The following is a 20,465-nucleotide window of genomic DNA, read 5'->3' as shown; positions in this document are numbered from 1 at the left end:
CGTCTACAATGAATATAGACGAAGCACAACAAACAAGAAGGTTACCAGAAGTCAAACCTATTACTTATGGAAGAAGAACGATAAGAAAATTCAAACTGGACTATTCCGCCTATTCCCAAAATAAAGAACCTCCTCAATAAATCTTCGAGGAGGTTCCTTAACGAATTCTCTTATGACGATAGGCCAGGCCTTTTGGGGAATCACCGACCGAATGTGATCCAGACATGCAGACAGGAAATGCAGATATGTTTCGCTTCCAGTATATCCTAGCGAATCCGGGTTGTTGCTGCGGAAATGTCCCCGAAAGCCCAATGTCCGACCGGGACATCTGACCACCTGGACGAGTCAGTGAAGGATACTGGCTCTCTCTTCCAAACCCGATTGAACAAAGTGACCGCCTCTGCCCGGCTCAGATCCTGGTCCGGCTGGAAGCTGCCATCCGGCATGCCATGCATATAGCCGGCTTGCTGTACCCGTGCAATATCATCTTTCGCCCAGTGTCCGGTCGTATCCGGGAAGGTGGCCGAAGCTGCTCCGCTCAGATTCTTCCAGCGTGCCAGCACTGTCGCCATCTCCGCTCTAGTGATCGGACGCTCCGGTGCGAAAGTGCTGCTGCTGTAGCCCTTCATCCATTCGGCCGTTGTCACGGTATCAATCGCTTCAGCAGCCCAGTTCTGCCCAGCAACATCCGTATAGCTGGCGCGCTTCTGCGGTGCTGACGATTCCACCAACGGCTGCTTCGACCGGTCAACAGCCAGACGGAACAGAATCTCTGCCAGCTCCGCCCGTGTCATCCTACGCGCCGGTTGAAATGTCCCATTCGGGTAGCCTTGCATATACGGCCGCGAACGCTCACTCTCCTGCTCTCCGCCTGTGCTCACGATCTGCTTGTTCAGATGCAGCACTGTAAAGGTGCTGAACTTGTTTACACTAAAACTAAGCCCTGCCGGCTGGTTACCATCCCACAGCAGCGTCGGCTGCACCAGTTCCCTGGTGCCGTCGCTATGCTCCACATACACGGCCAGATTGTTCAGAAAAGCCTGGCGTTCTTCGGCAGAGCTCGGGAGCGACTGCTGCGGCAGTGGCAGCACCAGTTCTACCGACTGCCCCTGCAGATTCGTCTCGATCATCACCGGTTGGCCAATAACACGAACTTCACCCTGTCCAACGGCTGCTTGCACGAGGCCATTCTGTTTTGCCCGTTCCGCTACCGCCTGGATCGCCGCTTCACTCTTTACCGGACTGAGCGTAAACTGACGGTTCCCGTCCATCGAAGCGAGCGTTGATGGAGACAGGATCAGACGCGCATGGTTAGTGTATACTTCCAGACCGACCCCCGCATCCGCCAGCGTCTTCGCCGTATCCTTTGGCAGGGTCAATTCAAGCTCGGTGACTTCATCCTTTGGATCAGGCATCACCAGCCGGACGCTGGAACGTCCTTCGGCCTTTACGCTGCTCAATGCCTCCCGTGCCTGAGCAGCTCCATAGCTGACCCGGTCTTTTTTCGACCCGTCGGACAGCGTTGTCCGCTGAATGACGACATTGGAGAGCATAGTACTGCTGTTCTTGCCGCCGTCCACACTCACCGTCACATTCTCGCTCTGTCCGGCAGATGTACCACCGCCGCCAGTAGATGAATTTCCGGAGGAATCTTTGCCCGGTGCTGGCGTCGGTGTTGGTGGAGTTGGCCCTGGTCCCGGCTCAGGTGTTGGCGTTGTACCGTCACCCGGGTTTGTCGCCTCTGCATCCCGGACGAACGTCAGATAGAAATCATCCAGCGATCCCCACGCCCCGCCGTCTGCCTGGATGGAAGCGCCCACCGTCAGCTTGCCGTCAGTTACCCGTATATCGCGAATGACCGGCTGATTCCACTGCACCCAGCCATTTACACCGGTATCTACCTTAGTTTCCTTGCCGCCGGTCGCAGCAAACAATTTCATCTGCGCGTTCTTCGCATCACCGCCCTGGATCGACATCGAGAGCTCGTAGTAGCCGGGCTTCAAACCGTAGACCGCCTGTTCCACCTGGAAATTGACCGCATCCGCCGAATAAAAATGCAGCGAATACTGGCCCGACTTCGCATCGGAAGCTTTGTTCTGGTAGTCGGTGTGCGGAGCGCTTCCGTCAACGTAAGTAATCTTCCACATGCTCTGATCGCTCTGTTCAAAACCACCGTTCACCAGCAGATTCGGCCGGCGAATCTCCAGCATCGCCTGCGCCGGATAACCGCCTTTGGCTGTCCCCTTAATCACGTAACTGCCCTCTCCCTGGCTCACCGCTTGCTCTAAGGCCGCCTGATCCCACTCCACAGCGAGTGTTCCGGTGCTGCCATCGTTATACGTCACGGTGACCGAATCCGGCAGCGAGATGTTCTCGCCCGCGTTGACCGTTAATGTTACCGCTTGGACCTCATCAATCTGGAGCGTAGCAACCGCTCCCGTGTTGACGTAGTTAAACACATTCAACGAAGGAAGTGGATGGCCCGTAAAATCAAACAGCGCCTGGTTGTCTACCGCGCTGCCGCCATAATATTTGCCCGCGTCGTCAGGGTCATATCCCGCAGCATAGCTCGCCGCCCAGCCGGAACCATATTGTTCCCACAGCCGCTTGTTCTGCTCGACATCTGCTTTTGGTCCTACCGGCAGCCAGGCTGGCTCCCAATAAAATACACCAATGCCTGCATCGCCTACATTGGACACCGCTTCAATGACATTACGTACCGACGTGGCCTGCCCCTGAGCACTGATCGGATAGTCCAGCGTCTGTCCCGAGCTTCTCGGAGCGGAATTCCCATGTCCATCGCCATCTTCAGATGTATAGGCATAGGACGTTTCCGCCACCATCACTTTTTTACCATACGTATCTGTTACTTGCTTCAGTACTGCTGTGAGATTGCTCAGTGAACCGTGCCAGAACGGATAATACGAGCTGGCAAACACATCATAGTCCACATGGTTGTCCGACAGCGCCTTCGCATAGGAAGCATAGCGGCCTGGCGTCTCCGGGTTGGTAAAGTGCAGTGCCACGAGAATATTCGGATCGACGGCACGCACCGCCTGGCTTCCCTTATTAAATAAAGCACTAATCTTCGTCCAATCTTTCTCCCCGATAAACGACTGGTTCGTCTCATTGCCGACCTGCACCATCCCCACATCTATGCCCTGATCGATCAGCTGCTGCAGGCTGTCCCGGGTATAGTCGTACACCGCCTGTTCCTTGTCAGCAAAACTCAGATTCTGCCAGGCCTTCGGCACATGCTGCTTGCCCGGATCGGCCCAGAAATCGGAATAGTGGAAATCCACCAGCAGCTTTAGCCCGTTGTCGGTTGCCCGCTTGCCGATTTCGATCGCTCTGGCCAGATCGTTGTTCCCGCCGCCATAGCCGTTACCTTTCGCATCATACGGATTATTCCACACACGCACCCGGACATAGTTTACGCCGGATTCCTTCAGCGTCTGGAATATATCCTGCTCGGTGCCTTGCTCGTTATAGAAGCGTACTCCACTCTGCTCCAGGGAGAGAATGCTGGAGATATCGACACCTTTGATAAAATCAGACTTCAATCCTTCGACCTTCTTCACGAAAATATCCGCTGCCACTGGCTGGGTCGTATCCGTGCCGACCTGCTTTAAGGTAAAGTGGTCCAGATAGCCCCACGCAGCCGCAGCACCCCTGATCCTCGCTCCAATGACCAGATCGGAAGTCTGCTCGGTCAGCACGAATTTCAAAGTCACGCTTCCCCATTGGTTGTAGCCTGACGTTGCCACCTCACTGCTCTGATCGGTACCTGCGAATACCTGTACATGTCCAGCTTCGGCATTGGCGCCGCCCATCGATTGCACCGACAGCTCATAACTGCCTGGCTGCAGCGTCGGAAGCTTCTGGCTGACCGTGACCTGCTGAGCCGTCGGCGCCGCGTCGTTGATCCAATACTTGAGTGCATACGTGTCTTCGGACGGCGTAATAAGAGGATCACTGGCATAGGCATAATGCTGAATATCCACCTGATTCCAATCCGATGCTTCCACCTGCCACGATTGATCACTCCAGAAGTCCGTCTCGAACCCCCCGTTTACGACTGCCGAAACACCGGCCGATTCTGCTGCCGCCGCTGGTGTCAGCCGCATCGGCCACGAACTTAACATGATCGCCACCACCAGCAACCACCATGCCTGTCTCTTTCTTTTCATCTCTCTGTCCCCTTTCTTCAAACCCGAATACCTATAAACAACTCCACTTTTTATAAAGCGCTTACATAATTACTGTGATCACTATATCAGACACCTATGATCGGAAACATGGGAGGATTGCAACATTTTGTATTCTTATGCAAGCATTTTAGCGGTGGGAATATTCCCCACCGCTAAGCGTTGTTGTTTATGCGATTTTAATACATATCGTAAGATTAATGTGCATTTTATCAAAAAAAGTAATTCTCACAAGTGAGTTGATCCTGGGGCTAGGTTCTACATTCAAAAATTAACGATGCAGCGGTTCTTTTTCACCCAGACCAAGCGTCTGCGCTGTAGAATCATGAATTTCTTGGAAAATATCTGGGTTTTCCGCTAGTGACATACCATAAGAAGGAATCATTTCTTTTATTTTCGGTTCCCACTCTTTCATATGTTGTGGGAAACATCTTTCTAATACTTCCAGCATAACGTTAACAGCAGTAGAAGCACCCGGAGAAGCGCCGAGCAATGCAGCTACCGAGCCATCAGCGGCACTAACCACTTCCGTACCAAATTGAAGGGTTCCTTTACCGACCTCCGTATCTTTGATCACCTGCACACGTTGGCCCGCTACCACGATCTCCCAGTCCTCCATTTTGGCGTTCGGAATAAACTCGCGTAATTCCTCCAGGCGCTTTTCATTCGATAACATTACTTGCTGGATCAGGTATTTGGTCAATGCCATCTCTTTTGCACCTGCCGCTAACATCGTCAAGAGGTTATTGGGTTTTACAGAACAGATCAAATCCAAATTTGAACCCGTTTTCAAAAACTTTGGTGAGAAGCCGGCAAACGGCCCAAACAGCAGTGCTTTTTCGCTGCCGATATATCTTGTATCCAGATGCGGGACAGACATGGGGGGAGCACCAAGCTTAGCTTTACCATATACTTTTGCATGATGCTGCGCGACAACTTTAGGATTGTTACATACCATAAATAGTCCGCTTACCGGAAATCCTCCAATATGTTTGGACTCAGGAATGCCGGTTTTTTGTAGTAAGGGTAGACTACCGCCCCCACCGCCGATAAAGACGAATTTGGCAGTATGGTATTCGATTTTACCGTTATCCAGATTATGCACTTTGACTTCCCACGAGCCGTCGCTCGTACGTTTAATATCCTTAATACTATGCTTGTAATTGATCTCGACGTTTTTATTTTTTAAATGGTCAAACAACATACGTGTTAAAGCACCAAAGTTGACATCTGTTCCGGAGTCGACTTTGGTTGCTGCAATCGGTTCATTCGATGTACGGCCTTCCATGATCAGCGGAATCCATTCCTTCAGCTTATTAGGGTCATCAGAAAACTCCATTCCTTGAAACAAAGAAACATTTGAAAGCGCTTTAACCCTCTTTTTTAAAAAAGATACGTTTTTTTCCCCGATTACCAAACTCATATGAGGTATTGGCTTGATAAAGTCCTGCGGATTATGAATCAAATTGCTGTTTACAAGAAAAGACCAAAACTGTCTTGAGAGCTGAAACTGCTCATTAATGTTTACAGCTTTACTAATATCTATAGATCCGTCAGGTTTCTCGGATGTATAGTTCAGCTCACACAGTGCAGCATGGCCCGTACCGGCATTATTCCATTCGTTAGAGCTTTCTTCTCCTGCGCTTGCAAGTTTCTCAAACACTGTGATTTCCCATTTCGGTGCTAACTCTTTCAGCAATGATCCCAGAGTCGCGCTCATGACTCCGGCACCAATTAAGATAACGTCTGTTTTTTTCTGTATGTTACTCATAAAAACCTTCCTTATCTCTTATATTTGCAAAAAAGAGCAGGCCCTCCTGCTTAGGTGATACAAGAAGAAGGCTCCACTCAGGAACATACCTTTTCTGTCTCCATTATAACTAAATTATAGTCTATTAAAAATTATATCGACTATTATCTGATAATTATAAACCATTTCCATATGGAAAAAAAAGTGATAAATTATCCACAGGGATCTAAGAATATAAAACGGAGGCCTTATCTCAGCTTTTTACAAAGGTTATGGCTTTGGGTTGGACGTTATCAGTGAATCGACCCCCTCTAATTATCGCCGTTGCAATAGACAATTACTTTTTCCTTCATTAGAACCATTTTAACCACAAGTTTTGCTTTGGCGTAGACATTAAGAGGTACTAACAACTCATTATGTAGAACTAATTCAACATTCCGCTCTACTATACTTGTGGTACAGTTCTCCTTAACCGGTCTATCGGTGATTGGTTGATATATTTACCGCTTATATGGCATACAACTGAATAAAAATAACATTTGACACCGTTTTCATACTGGAGTAATATAGCAGTCAAGAGGTCAGACCTCTTAATGACTAAGTGAGGTGATCCGTGTGGATACTACTGAAATGATGTTACCTAATATTAAAGTTAAACAAGGTGCTATATCTGAACATGTTATTGTAGTTGGTAATCCTGAGCGTGCCAAAATGATTGGAGATCTATTAGATCATTCTGAGGAGCTCGCTTATTCCAGAGAATACCGTACGATCAATGGTTATTATAAAGGTAAAAAAATCACCGTTGCAAGTCATGGTGTCGGTTCTCCAGGTGCGGCTGTTTGTTTTGAAGAATTGATTAAAGCAGGTGCAAAAAAAATCATTCGTGTAGGTACAGCAGGGTCCTATACAGAGGAGCTTCCTCCAGGAAGCTTGATTATCGCGGATTCAGCAGTACGAGCAGAAGGATTAACGAAACAACTGGTGCCTGAGGGCGTACCGGCTGTTGCCGACTTCAATATGTTGCTCAAACTTGAAGAAGCGGCAAAGAAAATGAAATTTAAGTATGGGCTAGGTACGATCGTTACCTTGGATGCATTCTATGCAGGTCCACTTGAGTTCCCACATATGCTGTACAAAGAGTCAGGAGCTCTTGGTGCGGAGATGGAACTTGCAGCACTCTACGTGATTGCTAGATTAAGAGGTGTCTCTGCTGTCGGGATCTTTGCACTCGATGGATATGCTTTTAGTGATATGAATGATTACAACCCACACAAAGATTTTGTGAACGAAGCCATTCAAGCCGAAATTGATATTGCTCTGGAAACGTTGCTAAACCTATAAAAATCCCACCTCCTAGAACGCTATTGTTTTTCATTATTCAACAATAGTAAGATGAAGGAAGTCGCTTTAGGAGGTAAATAAATGAAAAATATTGGAATTGAAAAAGAAACATTATCGACGCTTGCGGTAAGAACTATTATAGATCTCATTGAAAATGATGTATTCAAAATTGGAGGAAAATTGGATGCGGAGCAGAAACTCGCTGACAAGCTAAATATCAGTCGACCGATATTGCGGGAGGCCCTTCAGAAATTAGAGCTCGAAGGATACATTGTGCGAAAACATGGCGTAGGTACATTTGTCATCTCCAAAACGCCTATGTTAACGACAGGTATCGAGAAGCTAGACAGCATGACAGATCTAGTTAAGGCGCAAAACTATACGGTCGGCACGATCGGGATTACAAAGCCCGAAGTTACCAATGATGAAGATATTAGAGAGCTGCTTCACTTGAACGATGATGAAATCTTGTTATTCTTTGAGCGTATCCGTACAGCGGACAAAAAACCGTTTACCTTAGACCGAGTGTATATTCCCGAAAAATATGTAAGTGCTGATTTCTTCACCAATTATGCGAATTCATCCATATTGAGCTATCTAAGTTCTGCGCAAAATATTCAGATTTTCAGCTCTCATTGCAATTTATTTGCTGAGAATGCTTCTACGACAGATGCTGAGAAGCTGGGCATTATTCAGCATGAAGCGCTTCAAGTTTTGGAACAAACCTTCTATTCCAATGCGAATGATCCGATATTTTATGGAAAAAGTTTGATTGTGAACAATATCATGAAATTTCATATCGTTCGTCGAAGATAAGGATCTGTAGAAGGATGGACTGAAATATTTCTTAATATAAAGGAATGATAAACATGAAAAATATCGAGTCCGTGAAATACGATGGGAAAAAAATCATCCTTCTAGATCAAACCAAATTGCCTCTGGCAGAAGTATATCTTGAAATTGAAACGATGAAGGACTTGTGGGATGCCATCTTCGAACTTAAGGTTCGCGGTGCTCCAGCAATTGGAATTGCAGCAGCATATGGTGTGGCTCTAGGCGCAAGTCAATTGACTGAAACGGATTATATTTCTTTTATGGTGAAATATGAAGAAATCTCCGATTATCTAGCATCATCCCGCCCCACTGCGGTTAACCTGTTCTGGGCACTTAATCGCATGAAGAAGACATTGGTGGATAACAAAGACAAGTCTGTCGCTGAGATCAAACAAATTCTTCTTAATGAAGCAGATGCAATCAAGAAAGATGATGCAGAGATTTGCAAATCTATTGGGGAGAATGGTCTCACTCTATTAAAAGATGGAATGACACTGCTTACTCACTGTAATGCAGGTGGAATTGCTACAGCGAAGTACGGAACAGCGCTTGCTCCAATCTATCTTGCCAAAGAACGCGGTATGGATATTAAAGTGTTTGCTGACGAGACTAGACCGCTATTGCAAGGTGCTCGCTTAACGACTTGGGAGCTTATGCAAGCGGATGTAGATGTTACCTTGATTACGGATAGTATGGCAGCGATGGTGATGCAGCAAGGTAAAGTCGATGCGGTAATTGTAGGTTGCGACCGAATTGCAGCTAATGGCGATACTGCGAACAAAATCGGGACTTATGGTCTTGCTGTTCTTGCACAAAAACACAATATTCCATTCTACGTAGCAAGTCCTCTATCGACGATCGATCTAGAGACAACAACTGGAGCTGAGATTCCTATCGAAGAGCGCTCTAGTGCAGAGATTACTCATGGCTTTGGTAAACAGACGGCACCAGATGGCGTAAAAGTGTTCAACCCTGCATTTGATGTAACACCAAATGAATTGATTACTGCGATCATAACGGAAAAGGGTATTATTCAAGCCCCTTACACCGACAAGTTGAAAGCTTTGTTCGAATAATTCTAGAAAGCCTCCTACCTCTGTATGGACAATTAGGCTACATCACTCCAAAAGATATTCAATTATAGCGGGAGGGGTCATATGAACTTCTTTTTACTCATCAACATCGTTGGTATTTTGGCCTTTATGGGAGTTGCGTTTCTTTTCTCTAAAGATAAGAAAAATGTGAAATGGAAGTCCATTGCTATACTGGTTGTTTTTAATCTTTTCTTAGCTTGGTTGTTAACGGCTTTCTCAGGTGGTCGCTGGTTTGTTGGACAAGTTGCCAAAGCCTTTACCTGGTTAGTCGAGACTGCTTTTTCTGGGGTTGGATTTGCATTTGCAAGTATGGTTCATGTTAAAAATATGGACGTTGTGTTCAGTGCGTTAATGCCAATCCTATTGGTTGTACCGTTATTTGATATATTAACTTATTTTGGGATTCTTCCAAAAATCATAAAATGGTTAGGCTGGGGGCTGTCCAAGCTCACAGGTCAACCGAAGTTTGAGTCTTTCTATGCGATTGAAATGATGTTCCTTGGGAACACAGAGGCATTAGCTGTATCGGGCGGACAATTAAAATCGATGAGTCAGCAGCGTCTATTCACGATTTCTCTCATGTCCATGAGCTGTGTATCAGCGGCGATGATTGGTGTATATACACAAATGTTGCCTGCGGAATTCGTTCTAACGGCGGTGCCACTGAATATTATTAACGCCATTATTGTGACGAGTATCCTGAATCCTGTCGTCATGACGAAGGAAGAGGATGTTGTTTTTGAAATGCAAAAGGAAGAAAAGCCACCGTTCTTCTCTTTCCTTGGTGATTCGATCCTTGCTGCTGGTAAGTTGATTCTAATCATCACAGCGATGATTATTGCATTCGTAGCCTTGGCGGCACTTATTGATAAGATTCTTCTACTCATTGCGCCTTGGCTTACATTGAGCAGTATTTTAGGAGTAATCATGACCCCCTTCTCTCTACTTCTTGGTCTGTCGCTTAGTGAAGCATTCCAAACGGCTCAGTACATGGGTACGAAGTTGGTAACGAATGAATTCGTCGTGATGGCCGAGATTATGCCGATTATGGATACATTCAGTCCGCATATGAAAGCCGTTCTTAGTACTTTCCTTGTATCCTTTGCGAACTTCTCCACAGTGGGAATGATTCTAGGCTGCTTCAATGGTATTGTAAGCAAGGAAAAGGCAAATAATTTGTCTAGAGGCGTATGGATGATGATCCTTTCTGGAACATTAGTATCCTTACTAAGTGCTGGTTTAGTCGGCCTCTTCGTTTGGTAAGTTGATGTGAAAAATCAATATATCGTAGTGAAAATCCTTGTTGTCCTGCTAGGATCTGCTATTACTGCTTTTGGCATCCTATGTTTCCTAGCAGGGGGAAAGGGCATTGATCCGATTAGTACGTTTTTACTTGGTATGATGGAGCATTTGCCGTTTGCTTTTGGAACATGCAGTCAAATTTTTAATGTCGTTGTCCTATTGATCGTTCTATTTCTGGATCGCAAAAAAATCGGTCTCGGCAGCGTTTTAAATGCGATCTCGGTAGGATTCTTCATCAATATGTTCCAAAACATAGGCATAGATACTTACCTTCCTACATCTTCATGGATGATGGCGGTTCTCGGACCGATCATTCTGGGAATCGGCATAGGAGTGTATCTGTATGCTGGAATTGGTGCAGGTGCGTTAGAAGGAATGATGTTGTATCTGTCTGAGAAAACAAAGCTGTCGATGAAGTGGATTCGAATTATTTTGGATGCATCCCTTGTCCTTAGTGGTTATTGGCTAGGTGGTATGGTCGGATTCGGTACCATTATCGGAATCTTGCTCATTGGTCCAACCATTGAATGGACATTAAGAGGATTGAATTTTGCCAAGAAATCTATTCATAAATTTCAATAAATATTGTGAATAGCATATAAGAGCTGTCCTGCAAGTAGCTAACACGTCTTGCAGGACAGCTACGGCATGGTATACAGGAGGGATTTATATGCTAGATCATCAGCGTTATCTCAGCGATGCTGAAGCGAAAGAAATGATCTGTGAGATCGGAAGACGCGTATATAACAAAAACTTTGTTGCAGCGAATGATGGAAATATCTCCATCAAAGTGGGGTCTAATGAAATCTGGGCTACACCAACTGGAGTCAGTAAAGGCTTCATGACGCCAGATATGCTCGTAAAGGTGGACCTTACAGGGAAGGTGTTAGATGGTAAGCTGAAGCCTTCTTCTGAGCTGAAGATGCATTTGAGAGTATATCTGGAGAATGAAGAGACGACAGCTGTTGTCCATGCACATCCACAAGCGGCGACGGCTTATGCGATGGCAGGTGTTGCACTGGATCATGCCTATTCACCAGAAGGCGTCATTTTGCTTGGTAAAGTACCTGTATCTCCCTATGCAGCACCAGGTACGCAAGAGGTGCCAGATTCCATTGCTCCATTCTGCAAAGACTACAATGCGGTATTGCTTGCTAATCATGGTGCACTGACTTGGGGAAGAGATGCAATAGAAGCATATTACCGGATGGAATCACTAGAGCACTACTCCTTGACGCTGCTTCATACGAAGAAGATCACAGATCAACTAGAGGAGCTGAGTGCAGAGCGACTAGCAGAGCTTATCCAGATTCGTGAGAGCATGGGGATTAAGACTGGTGGCAGCCTGATCTCCCGTGAAGAAGCTTTGAAGCTGGGAGAGCATAATAAGCCTCATGAGCCGTCTTCTGCACAAGTGGATCAAAAACTGATTCAATCCATCGTTGCTCAAGTAACGGAGAGGGTCCTTAAACAATTGCAGTAAACCCGGACCAATGAGATCCGTCTATGTTTGGGTCAACTTTATCCCACCTTCCAGCTCCATAAGCGTATATCACTAGAGCAGAGGCAGCTGTGATGATTCAGAGACTTTTACAGAAGTCCGAACTCATTTAGGATCGTCTGTTCTTAAGTGCGTCACGGGGCAATCTTGCGAAGTAGTTTTTCTACGACTTCGCAAGATTGCCCCGTTTTATTTAATCTGTTCCCGCTGATATCAGCGGGATAACGTGGTATTCAACAAATTTCGCCGTTACCCGAATAGATTGGATAAATTATCCAACTACGCTAGGTTACTTAGAAAATGCCCTTTTTAATTAATCCCATAGCCTCTAGTTTCCTTGATACAACCACCTTAGAATCATAACGGGATCTAATTTTATTGGTGCCGCTGACGCCGATGGCCATCGCTTCGTCGAAATGATCCTTTATCCACCGTAGTATGTCGACCAAGCTTCTGGTTTCGGTGATTTCAAGATAGTCAACGCCGCTCAACAACACAAAACTGTCGCGACGGGGATTGCTTGAAACTAGCAGGCACCCGGTCGACATGGCATCGCCGGCAGCCGTAGTCGGAAATCCATCCGTCGCCGAAAAGTCCGCTGTGCTGCAACTAATAAACACATGATCTTGATGATATATATCTCGGACCTCTTCAGGCTCCAATAAACCGTGAAAGGTAAAATTATTGTTGATCAACAAATGCAAATAGTCTTCCCAGTCACCTACAATATCAAGATGAAAGCTTTCGTCGAGCTGGTTGAAAGCTTCGGCCATTTGAGGGAAATTTTTACGCAGGCCTTGATGGGCTGAAAATACCAATCTGATCGGCGGAGTTTTCGGTTTTGGGAGAAGACTGTAAAACTCTGCGTTGATCATACCGGGAACATAAATACTGCCGGGATATTGTTTAAGCACCTCTTGAACGTTGGAAAAGATCGTAGAATAATAAGAGTCCAATTTGCTAATCTCAAACGGAGTATTTGCAGACAATCCGCCGCCCGGATAGAGAGTCGTATGCAACTTTAATTTCCGATCAGATACTAACGGCAAAATATTCAGCTCGCTACGGGACCCGAGAATCGTATAACCGTTCGGAAGGCAGGTATTGCCGATTAAGCTGAGCGCCAAATTCAAAAAGACGCAATAAATATCGGTTATTTTTTCGGAATAAATTTGGTCAACAAGCTGGGAAAAAGAGTGGACGTTCGCCGGGAAGTTATCCGACACTTGGTTGCCCCTCCAATCCGTATATGGATTTGTAGCAAAGAACAAAGTATCCGGCCGCTGTCGGTATATTTCATAATTTTCCCAATATCTAAACCCGCTTTGCTTCCATGGGAAATTAGTATCGATTACAGCAAGCCTTCGACCAGGTGTTGGAATTACCATTTAAGCATCATCCCCGCCTTGAGAAGTTGATTGTAGAACTTAGTCATAATGTCTCCGTATAAGGGTTTGCCTGCATAGAACGCTCCCTATCTTTTAGTTGTTATTCTATGTCCTGGAAGTTATCAGTGTTACAGCTAAAATGCGATTCCAAAACAAAACTGGCAGGATACCTTTTTCAGGTTTTTGCATATGAATGCACGCCCGTTTTAGGAACATGGATAAGCCTCACTTGTGATACGGTTCATCGCACTGTCTCTAACAGCAAGTTTTAAATAAAGGCCATCCCGCTAAAAGGATGGCCTTTAGAATTGTTAATCTATTTTAATTGCCTCGATATAAAGCTCCATCCTCACTTCATTCCCGACGATAATTCCGCCTTTTTCCAGAAGCGAGTTGAATGTCAAGCCTGCCGGAGGTAACCCCCGGCCGCATGGAATGAACTTGTATGAGTCAATGAATAGCAAAATTATTTAATGACGACGTACTCCAGGTTAACCAGCTTCGCATACGTTACGATCTGGTCTGTCGTCAGGTTTAAGGAAACGACCGTGTGGTGACCGCCACCGTTCTCGATCCAGGCTTTGACTCCATCCTGGAAGTTCGGCTTTACGTTCCACAGAACGCGTGCCACCGGCAGATTAGGTGCTGGAATGGTTGGCTCGAATGCGGATACTTCGTTGATCAACAGTTTGTAATGCGTGCCGAAGTCAGCCATGGATACCACGACGCCTTCGCCAGCTTTGCCATCGAACACCAGACGCGCCGGATCTTCGCGATCGCCAATGCCCAGTGGGGACACGATGATTTTGGGTTTGCTGCTGGCTAGCGTTGGATCGACCTCAAGCATGTGGGATTGAAGGATAGCTTCCTGTCCGGCTGCCATCTCGTACGTGTAATCCTCCATGAAGCCTGTGTTTTCGTTATGGCTCATCACTTTTAGCAAGCGGTCAAGCGCGGCCGTCTTCCAGTCGCCTTCACCGGCGAATCCGTAACCTTGCGCCATCAGGCGTTGAACAGCAAGACCCGGAAGCTGCTTCATGCCATGCAAATCTTCGAAGTTTGTGGTGAAGGCACTGTATCCACCTTCGTCCAGAAAACGTTTGATGGCAATCTCATAGCTCGCTTGCACGCGTACGCTGGCTTCCCATGCTTCCTTGCTGTTCGTGCCGTAATCGAATTCATACAGCTCCGCATACTGTGCGATTAGATCGTCGATTTCTTGCTCGGTCACGGCATTCACGTATTGCACGAGATCGCCGATGCCGAAGTAGTCGACGGTCCATCCGAATTGGATCTGAGCCTCCACTTTATCCCCTTCGGTCACGCCCACGTTGCGCATGTTGTCCCCAAAACGGGCGACTTTGATATTGAAGCTTTCGTTATAGGCCACTGCCACGTCCATCCAATCGGCAATCTGCTGCTGCACTTCAGGACGTTCCCAGTATCCTACGACGATTTTATTTTGTTTTCTCAGACGGGCATTGATGAAGCCATATTCGCGGTCGCCGTGCGCCGCCTGGTTCAGGTTCATGAAGTCCATGTCGATCGTTGCCCAAGGAATGCTTTCATTATATTGGGTTGCCAGATGAAGCAGCGGTTTTTGCAGCAATTTCGTTCCGCGAATCCACATTTTTGCCGGGGAGAACGTATGCATCCACGTGATAACACCCGCCACTTCGTCGCGATAGTTGACTTCTTTCATGATGCTCGTGATTTTATCTGCGCTTACCGCCAGATCCTGCAATACGAGCGGGTATGGCAGAACGCCGCTTGCATTCAGGGCATCCGTGATTTTCTGTGCATTGGCTTTTACCTCGCCCAGTGCTTCTTCCCCGTACAGATGCTGCGAACCTACGACAAACCAAAACTCTTTAGCTGCTGTTGCTGACATGTAATCATCCTCTTTTCCTATATTGTGTGTTTTGTACTACTTCACTTCATGGTCAGAACAATCTTCCGACCGCTGTTATCCCCAGATTTTTTTGATTCCCTTTCCTAAAGGGAAAATCCGGTGATAAAGGCGAACGCTTTGCTTCTCCAGATTTTTTCTGCCCTCTCCGTTATCGTGTAAAAGCCAAGCTCTACTTATATGAATAATAATTACGCTTATTATTTCTGCCCGTAGTAAGCGTCTTTCCCGTGTTTCCGCAAATAGTGTTTATCCAAAACGCCTTGCGGCAGTTCCTTCGCGAAGTTGTTCAATTGCCGCGCGTACAGGTTCATTTTGCACACTTCTTCCAGCACGACGCTGTTCACGACCGCCGACTTGGCGTCTTTGCCCCACGTGAACGGTGCATGACCATGGAGCAAGACTGCCGGAATTGCCATGACGTCCAGCCCGCGCTGCTCGAACGTTTCGATGATGACATGGCCGGTTTCGGCTTCGTACCCCCGATCAATCTCCTCTTGATTCAAAAAACGGGCACAAGGCACGGCGCCATAGAAGGTGTCGGCATGCGTCGTTCCCATCACGGGTACGTCCAGTCCGGCTTGCGCCCAGATGGTCGCCCACGTGGAATGGGTATGCACGATGCCCCCGATTTCCGAGTAATGTTTATACAATACGGCGTGAGTCGCGGTATCGGAGGAAGGTCTCATCTCGCCCTCCACCACGTTGCCGTCCAGATCGACCACGACCATGTCGCTTGGTTTCATCGTATCGTAGCTGACTCCGCTCGGTTTGATGACGAACAGGCCGCTATCCCGATCCATCGCGCTTACGTTGCCCCATGTAAATTTCACGAGCCCGTGCTTCGGCAATTCCAGGTTCGCGTGGAATACCTCTTCTTTCAGTTGTTCTAACATCCTAGTCCCTCCCGTTCTCTACCAGATGGTCTACAGCCGCCTGCTCGATGGCCAAGCCTTTCCGGTAGCGTTCGATAAATGCTTCAAACCCTTTGACGTCCGATGCATCCGGCGCAACTACCTCTCCTTCGACATCGTTAAAGACTTTCTGTTCAAGGAACACGTCCAAGCTCTCTTGCCCATCCTTGTTAGTCATGTACGAGGCCAGAAGCGCCATGCCCCATGCTCCGCCTTCGCCCGCCGTGGACATGACCGACACCGGCACGTTCATCGCAGCGGCTACGATCCGTTGTCCGACGACAGGGGTTTTGAACAGGCCGCCATGGGCCAAAATGCTGTCAATCGCGACATGCTCGTTCTTCGTCAAAATGTCCATCCCGATCTTGAGCGCACCAAATGCGGTAAACAGATGCGTCCGCATGAAGTTCGCCAGGTTGAACCGGCTTTCGGGCGAGCGAACAAACAGCGGACGGCCTTTGTCGATGCCCGTAATGTTTTCGCCGGAGTAGTAACCGTAGCTCAGCAAACCGCCGCCATCCGGGTCCGCTTCGAGCGCTTTGTTGAAAAGGACGCTGAACAGCTTGCCGTTGTCGGCTTCGTATCCCATCGCTTCGGAGAATTCACGGAACAATCCGATCCATGCGTTGATGTCGCTGGAGCAGTTGTTGGCATGCACCATGCCCACCGGGCTGCCGTCCGGCGTCGTGACCATGTCGATCTCGGGATAGACTTTGGACAATTCTTTCTCCAATACGATCATTGCGAACACGGAAGTGCCGACGGAGATGTTCCCCGTACGCTTCCTCACGCTATTCGTCGCCACCATGCCCGTTCCGGCATCGCCTTCCGGCGGACAGAGCGGAATGCCTGGCTGCAGATCATACGAAGGGTCGAGAAGTTTGGCGCCCGCTTCGGTCAATTCGCCAGCTTGCTCGCCAGCGAGATATACCTTGGGAAGAAGGTCCTCGACCTTCCACGGATAACCTTTGCCCGCGATCAGCTCATCGAACTGTTTGATCATGGATGGATGGTAATGAGTAGACTCGTCAATCGGGAAAATGCCCGAAGCATCGCCGATGCCGATCGCTTTATTGCCGGTCAACAACCAGTGGATGTATCCAGCCAGCGTGGTCAGGTAATCGATGCGAGGCACATGCGCCTCTTCGTTCAGGATCGCTTGGTACAAATGGGCGATGCTCCAGCGTTCCGGAATGTTGAATTGAAGAAGATCCGTTAATTCCCTGGCTGCCGCCCCGGTGGTTGCATTACGCCACGTCCGGAACGGTACCAGCAGTTCGCCCGTGCTATCAAATGCCATATATCCGTGCATCATGGCCGAGAAACCGATCGAACCGACGGTTCGTAGCGTGATTCCGTATTTCCGTTCCACGTCTTGCTTCATCTCGCGATACGCGGTTTGCAGGCCGGTGATGATGTCCTTCTGGTTGTACGTCCAATATCCGTCTTTCAGGAGGTTCTCCCATTCATAACTTCCGGATGCGATAGTCTCGAAACGCTCGTCGATCAACACCGCCTTGATCCGTGTCGATCCAAATTCAATTCCAAGCGAAGTGGCTCCCTTAGTAATCGCTTCTTTCATGTCTACATGACTCATGATCACGTATGTCCCCTCTCTGATCCCGGTTTTACATCCGAAGGATGACGTCTATAAGGTGATACTTCAAAACTGCAATGGCTTATGATGAATTCATGAATTCGTATAGAAGCTTTTCCTGCAGTTACGGTCAATCTGGTAGGAGAACCGTAACGTTTTCATTCAAAGAAGGCGCTTTCCTTTACTGACAGCCTTAGTATATTTTTTGTACGTACATTTGTCAATAATGTTGAATGGTTATACTTACAAATGGCACAATGCGACCGCTAAACGTGCCAATCCACACTTGATTTAAGGTATGCTGTAAGGTACACCTCTATGTAAAAAGACCAGAATTGTACGGTTTATTTCGGAAAACGTGCTGTTGCATTTTCATTCGAACCGAGTCATGATAAAATATGTACGTACAACTATTTAAACAACAACGTTTCTATAGATGAGTAACGATGAAAGAAGTGGATTGCGTGAAGCCAAAATACCAGGTCATTATTGATGATATAAAGAGCCATATCCTTTCGGGAACCTATAGTGTGGGAGAACAAATTCCTACGGAGTCCGCTTTGCAGGACAGCTACAACGTAAGCCGTCAGACGGTCCGGAAGGCCATTTTGGAGCTATCGAACGAGGGGTTTTTGAGAAGCGAGAAGGGTTCGGGCACCTATGTCAGCAACCAATACCGCTCCCGGTCCGGCGGGAATGCGATGAAAAAAACGATCGGTGTCATCACGACCTACATCTCGGATTACATCTTTCCCTCCATCATCCGCGGCATTGAAAGCCGATTGAATGAGGATAATTATTCGTTGCTGTTAGCCAGCACCAATAACGACGTCGCACAAGAGAAAAAGGCGCTGGAAATGATGCTCTCCTATGGCGTCGATGGCCTGATCGTCGAGCCGACCAAAAGCAATCTGTACAATCCCAACATTGCGTACTACCTGTCGTTTAAGGAGCAGGACGTGCCGTTTACGATGATCAATGCCTTTTATGAAGAGCTGGAGGTGCCCTTCTTCTGTCTGGATGACGTGCAGTCCAGCTATCTCGCCACCCGGGAGCTGATCGCCAAAGGACATACCCAGATCGGCATTATCGCAAAAATGGATGATTTGCAAGGAAAGTACCGGATGAAGGGGTACATCAAGGCCCTGGGCGAAGCCAAATTACGGTTTCATCCCGAGCAAGTACTTTCATTCGATACAGCGTCGAAGCCAGATCTGTCCACCAATCTGGAAACGTTCCTGAACGAAAACAGGGAGGCGTTGACCGCTATCGTGTGTTACAACGACGAGGTCGGGTTGGAAGTGGTGCATGCATGCCGAAAACTGGGCATATCCATTCCGGACGAGTTATCCATCATTGGTCAGGACAATTCGTACATCGCCAAAAACGCCAACATCAAACTTACGACGCTAACCCACCCTCAGGAGCAAATGGGACGCGACGCCGCCGACTGGGTCATTAAGAAACTGCAAGGCAAAAAGGATCTGCCCACCAACACCTACTACCAACCCGTACTGGTTGAAGGCGAGACGGTAAAAGAGATCGAGGTAGAATAGCGTAGGGTGGGATGCTGATCGGTGTAAGGTATTTCAACTTTAACATAAGACATCCGGCTCCTATCATTGATTAATTTCAAGTGGAACTACGTTGACGAATACCGATATTAAGCTGTACTGGCATTTTTGAGCGCAAAAAGACCGCAGGCTTTGTCTGCGGTCTACTTCATCCTTAGTGGAGGAGATGAATGAAAGCATAAACAAATAAATTCAAAAAAAATCACGTCCTCCAAGGGAGAACGTGATATGAAGCAACTTGAATCCGTGTTTCCACATCCTCATTTACGCTTTCGGGCGACCACCGCTAACCGACCGTTTTCGGTCGAGTACTCACACGTAGACAGTACAATAAGCTTGTCACCATACCGGGCTGTCACGCCCGTGTCGTAAAGAGCGAGTTTTTTGATGTTCTGAACATACGAATCGAACTCGGCGGGCGTTCTTACCTTCTCAATCTGGTAGTATTTAAAAACGTCGTCCGATTTGCGATAAACTTTTGACAGAATAACGGCAACAATCTCATACTCTTCCTTTTCGTAAAGCGTACTGAACTGGAACGTAGCATGCTCCTTATAAAAGCTTTCTTTCTTGTACTTCAACAAATCTGTAAGCATCCAGCCGCTTTTCATGTGATGTCCGTGAATCAGCAAAATGCCCGAACCGTTGATCCGACTGTGCGCGTCCAAAAAGGGGAGGCCGCTTTTGCTTTTCTTTCTATCGAAATCATGATTGAGATAGAACTGTGAATCCTGTAGGTTCTGCATGATCGGGTAATTAATCCGGGTGCCGTCAATCTTCAGCCAACCGACGATATCCGGATTTCTCTCGTAAAGCTCTTGAAACTCAGGAAGCATGACCGGCTCATGCGCCTTCGTGATCAAAGAGGAGGGGATTACTTTCCCTCCGCCTTTGTCCGACTCTTTTTCCCAAATTTTTGACAATTCTTCTATTTTATGCCTTTCAGTATAATCGAGCAGGAAGGTTCTGGAAACTTCGACCAAAGAAAACACCAACACAAACAAGGAAACGGCGATAAGAATTTTTCGTGTTTTATTCATTTTCTTACCG

General features: G+C 47.3%; 14 protein-coding genes. 7 read left to right on the top strand and 7 right to left on the bottom strand.

Translation table 11 applies throughout. The features are described 5' to 3' along the window. Positions 1 to 266: 266 nt before the first annotated feature. The gene (locus L696_RS0100240) at positions 267 to 4,190 is read right to left on the bottom strand and encodes a glycosyl hydrolase 53 family protein (RefSeq protein WP_025681857.1); all 3,924 of its coding nucleotides are present in this window, start codon (positions 4,188 to 4,190) and stop codon (positions 267 to 269) included. A gap of 289 nt (positions 4,191 to 4,479) precedes the next feature. Then, entirely contained in the window at positions 4,480 to 5,979 is a 1,500-nt protein-coding gene (locus tag L696_RS0100235) for a malate:quinone oxidoreductase (protein ID WP_025681856.1), read from the bottom strand. A gap of 594 nt (positions 5,980 to 6,573) precedes the next feature. On the opposite strand from L696_RS0100235, the gene L696_RS0100230 reads away from it, so the two are divergent. The 6 genes from L696_RS0100230 to L696_RS0100205 all read left to right on the top strand — a co-directional run bounded on the left by L696_RS0100230 (position 6,574) and on the right by L696_RS0100205 (position 12,015). Further along, positions 6,574 to 7,302 (top strand): nucleoside phosphorylase, encoded by a 729-nt coding sequence (locus tag L696_RS0100230; protein WP_342447925.1) that lies wholly within the window; start codon positions 6,574 to 6,576, stop codon positions 7,300 to 7,302. Between the two features lie 81 nt (positions 7,303 to 7,383). Further along, entirely contained in the window at positions 7,384 to 8,118 is a 735-nt protein-coding gene (locus tag L696_RS0100225; RefSeq protein ID WP_025681855.1) for a GntR family transcriptional regulator, read from the top strand. A 44-nt stretch (positions 8,119 to 8,162) separates the two neighbouring features. Further along, a complete protein-coding gene (gene mtnA / locus L696_RS0100220; protein WP_025681854.1) occupies positions 8,163 to 9,212 on the top strand; it encodes an S-methyl-5-thioribose-1-phosphate isomerase in 1,050 nt (349 codons plus the stop codon). Positions 9,213 to 9,293: 81 nt separating this feature from the next. Next, the gene (locus L696_RS0100215) at positions 9,294 to 10,493 is read left to right on the top strand and encodes a NupC/NupG family nucleoside CNT transporter (protein WP_025681853.1); all 1,200 of its coding nucleotides are present in this window, start codon (positions 9,294 to 9,296) and stop codon (positions 10,491 to 10,493) included. 6 nt (positions 10,494 to 10,499) lie between these two features. Beyond that, complete coding sequence (locus L696_RS0100210) at positions 10,500 to 11,114, top strand: YczE/YyaS/YitT family protein (protein ID WP_025681852.1); 615 nt, start codon at positions 10,500 to 10,502, stop codon at positions 11,112 to 11,114. A gap of 88 nt (positions 11,115 to 11,202) precedes the next feature. Beyond that, positions 11,203 to 12,015, top strand: a complete 813-nt coding sequence (locus tag L696_RS0100205) for a class II aldolase/adducin family protein (protein ID WP_025681851.1) — start codon at positions 11,203 to 11,205, stop codon at positions 12,013 to 12,015. Positions 12,016 to 12,326: 311 nt separating this feature from the next. Here L696_RS0100205 and L696_RS0100200 read toward each other — a convergent pair whose 3' ends face one another. From L696_RS0100200 to L696_RS0100185, 4 genes are all read right to left on the bottom strand, one after another. After that, positions 12,327 to 13,421 (bottom strand): glycosyltransferase, encoded by a 1,095-nt coding sequence (locus L696_RS0100200; protein WP_049827222.1) that lies wholly within the window; start codon positions 13,419 to 13,421, stop codon positions 12,327 to 12,329. Between the two features lie 466 nt (positions 13,422 to 13,887). Beyond that, the gene (gene araA / locus L696_RS0100195) at positions 13,888 to 15,312 is read right to left on the bottom strand and encodes an L-arabinose isomerase (protein ID WP_025681849.1); all 1,425 of its coding nucleotides are present in this window, start codon (positions 15,310 to 15,312) and stop codon (positions 13,888 to 13,890) included. A gap of 218 nt (positions 15,313 to 15,530) precedes the next feature. After that, a complete protein-coding gene (locus L696_RS0100190) occupies positions 15,531 to 16,226 on the bottom strand; it encodes an L-ribulose-5-phosphate 4-epimerase (RefSeq protein ID WP_025681848.1) in 696 nt (231 codons plus the stop codon). Between the two features lies 1 nt (position 16,227). Beyond that, entirely contained in the window at positions 16,228 to 17,841 is a 1,614-nt protein-coding gene (locus tag L696_RS0100185; protein WP_025681847.1) for a xylulokinase, read from the bottom strand. A 464-nt stretch (positions 17,842 to 18,305) separates the two neighbouring features. Here L696_RS0100185 and L696_RS0100180 point away from each other — a divergent pair, with 464 nt between their 5' ends. After that, positions 18,306 to 19,397: a GntR family transcriptional regulator gene (locus tag L696_RS0100180; protein WP_025681846.1), complete on the top strand. Its 1,092-nt coding sequence runs from the start codon at positions 18,306 to 18,308 to the stop codon at positions 19,395 to 19,397. Positions 19,398 to 19,675: 278 nt separating this feature from the next. Here L696_RS0100180 and L696_RS0100175 read toward each other — a convergent pair whose 3' ends face one another. After that, the gene (locus L696_RS0100175) at positions 19,676 to 20,455 is read right to left on the bottom strand and encodes a class B sortase (RefSeq protein ID WP_025681845.1); all 780 of its coding nucleotides are present in this window, start codon (positions 20,453 to 20,455) and stop codon (positions 19,676 to 19,678) included. Between the last annotated feature and the right edge of the window lie 10 nt (positions 20,456 to 20,465).

This window comes from Paenibacillus maysiensis (assembly GCF_000520815.1).
Lineage (GTDB): Bacteria > Bacillota > Bacilli > Paenibacillales > Paenibacillaceae > Paenibacillus > Paenibacillus maysiensis.
This window is presented reverse-complemented; position numbering and strand designations above follow the sequence as displayed.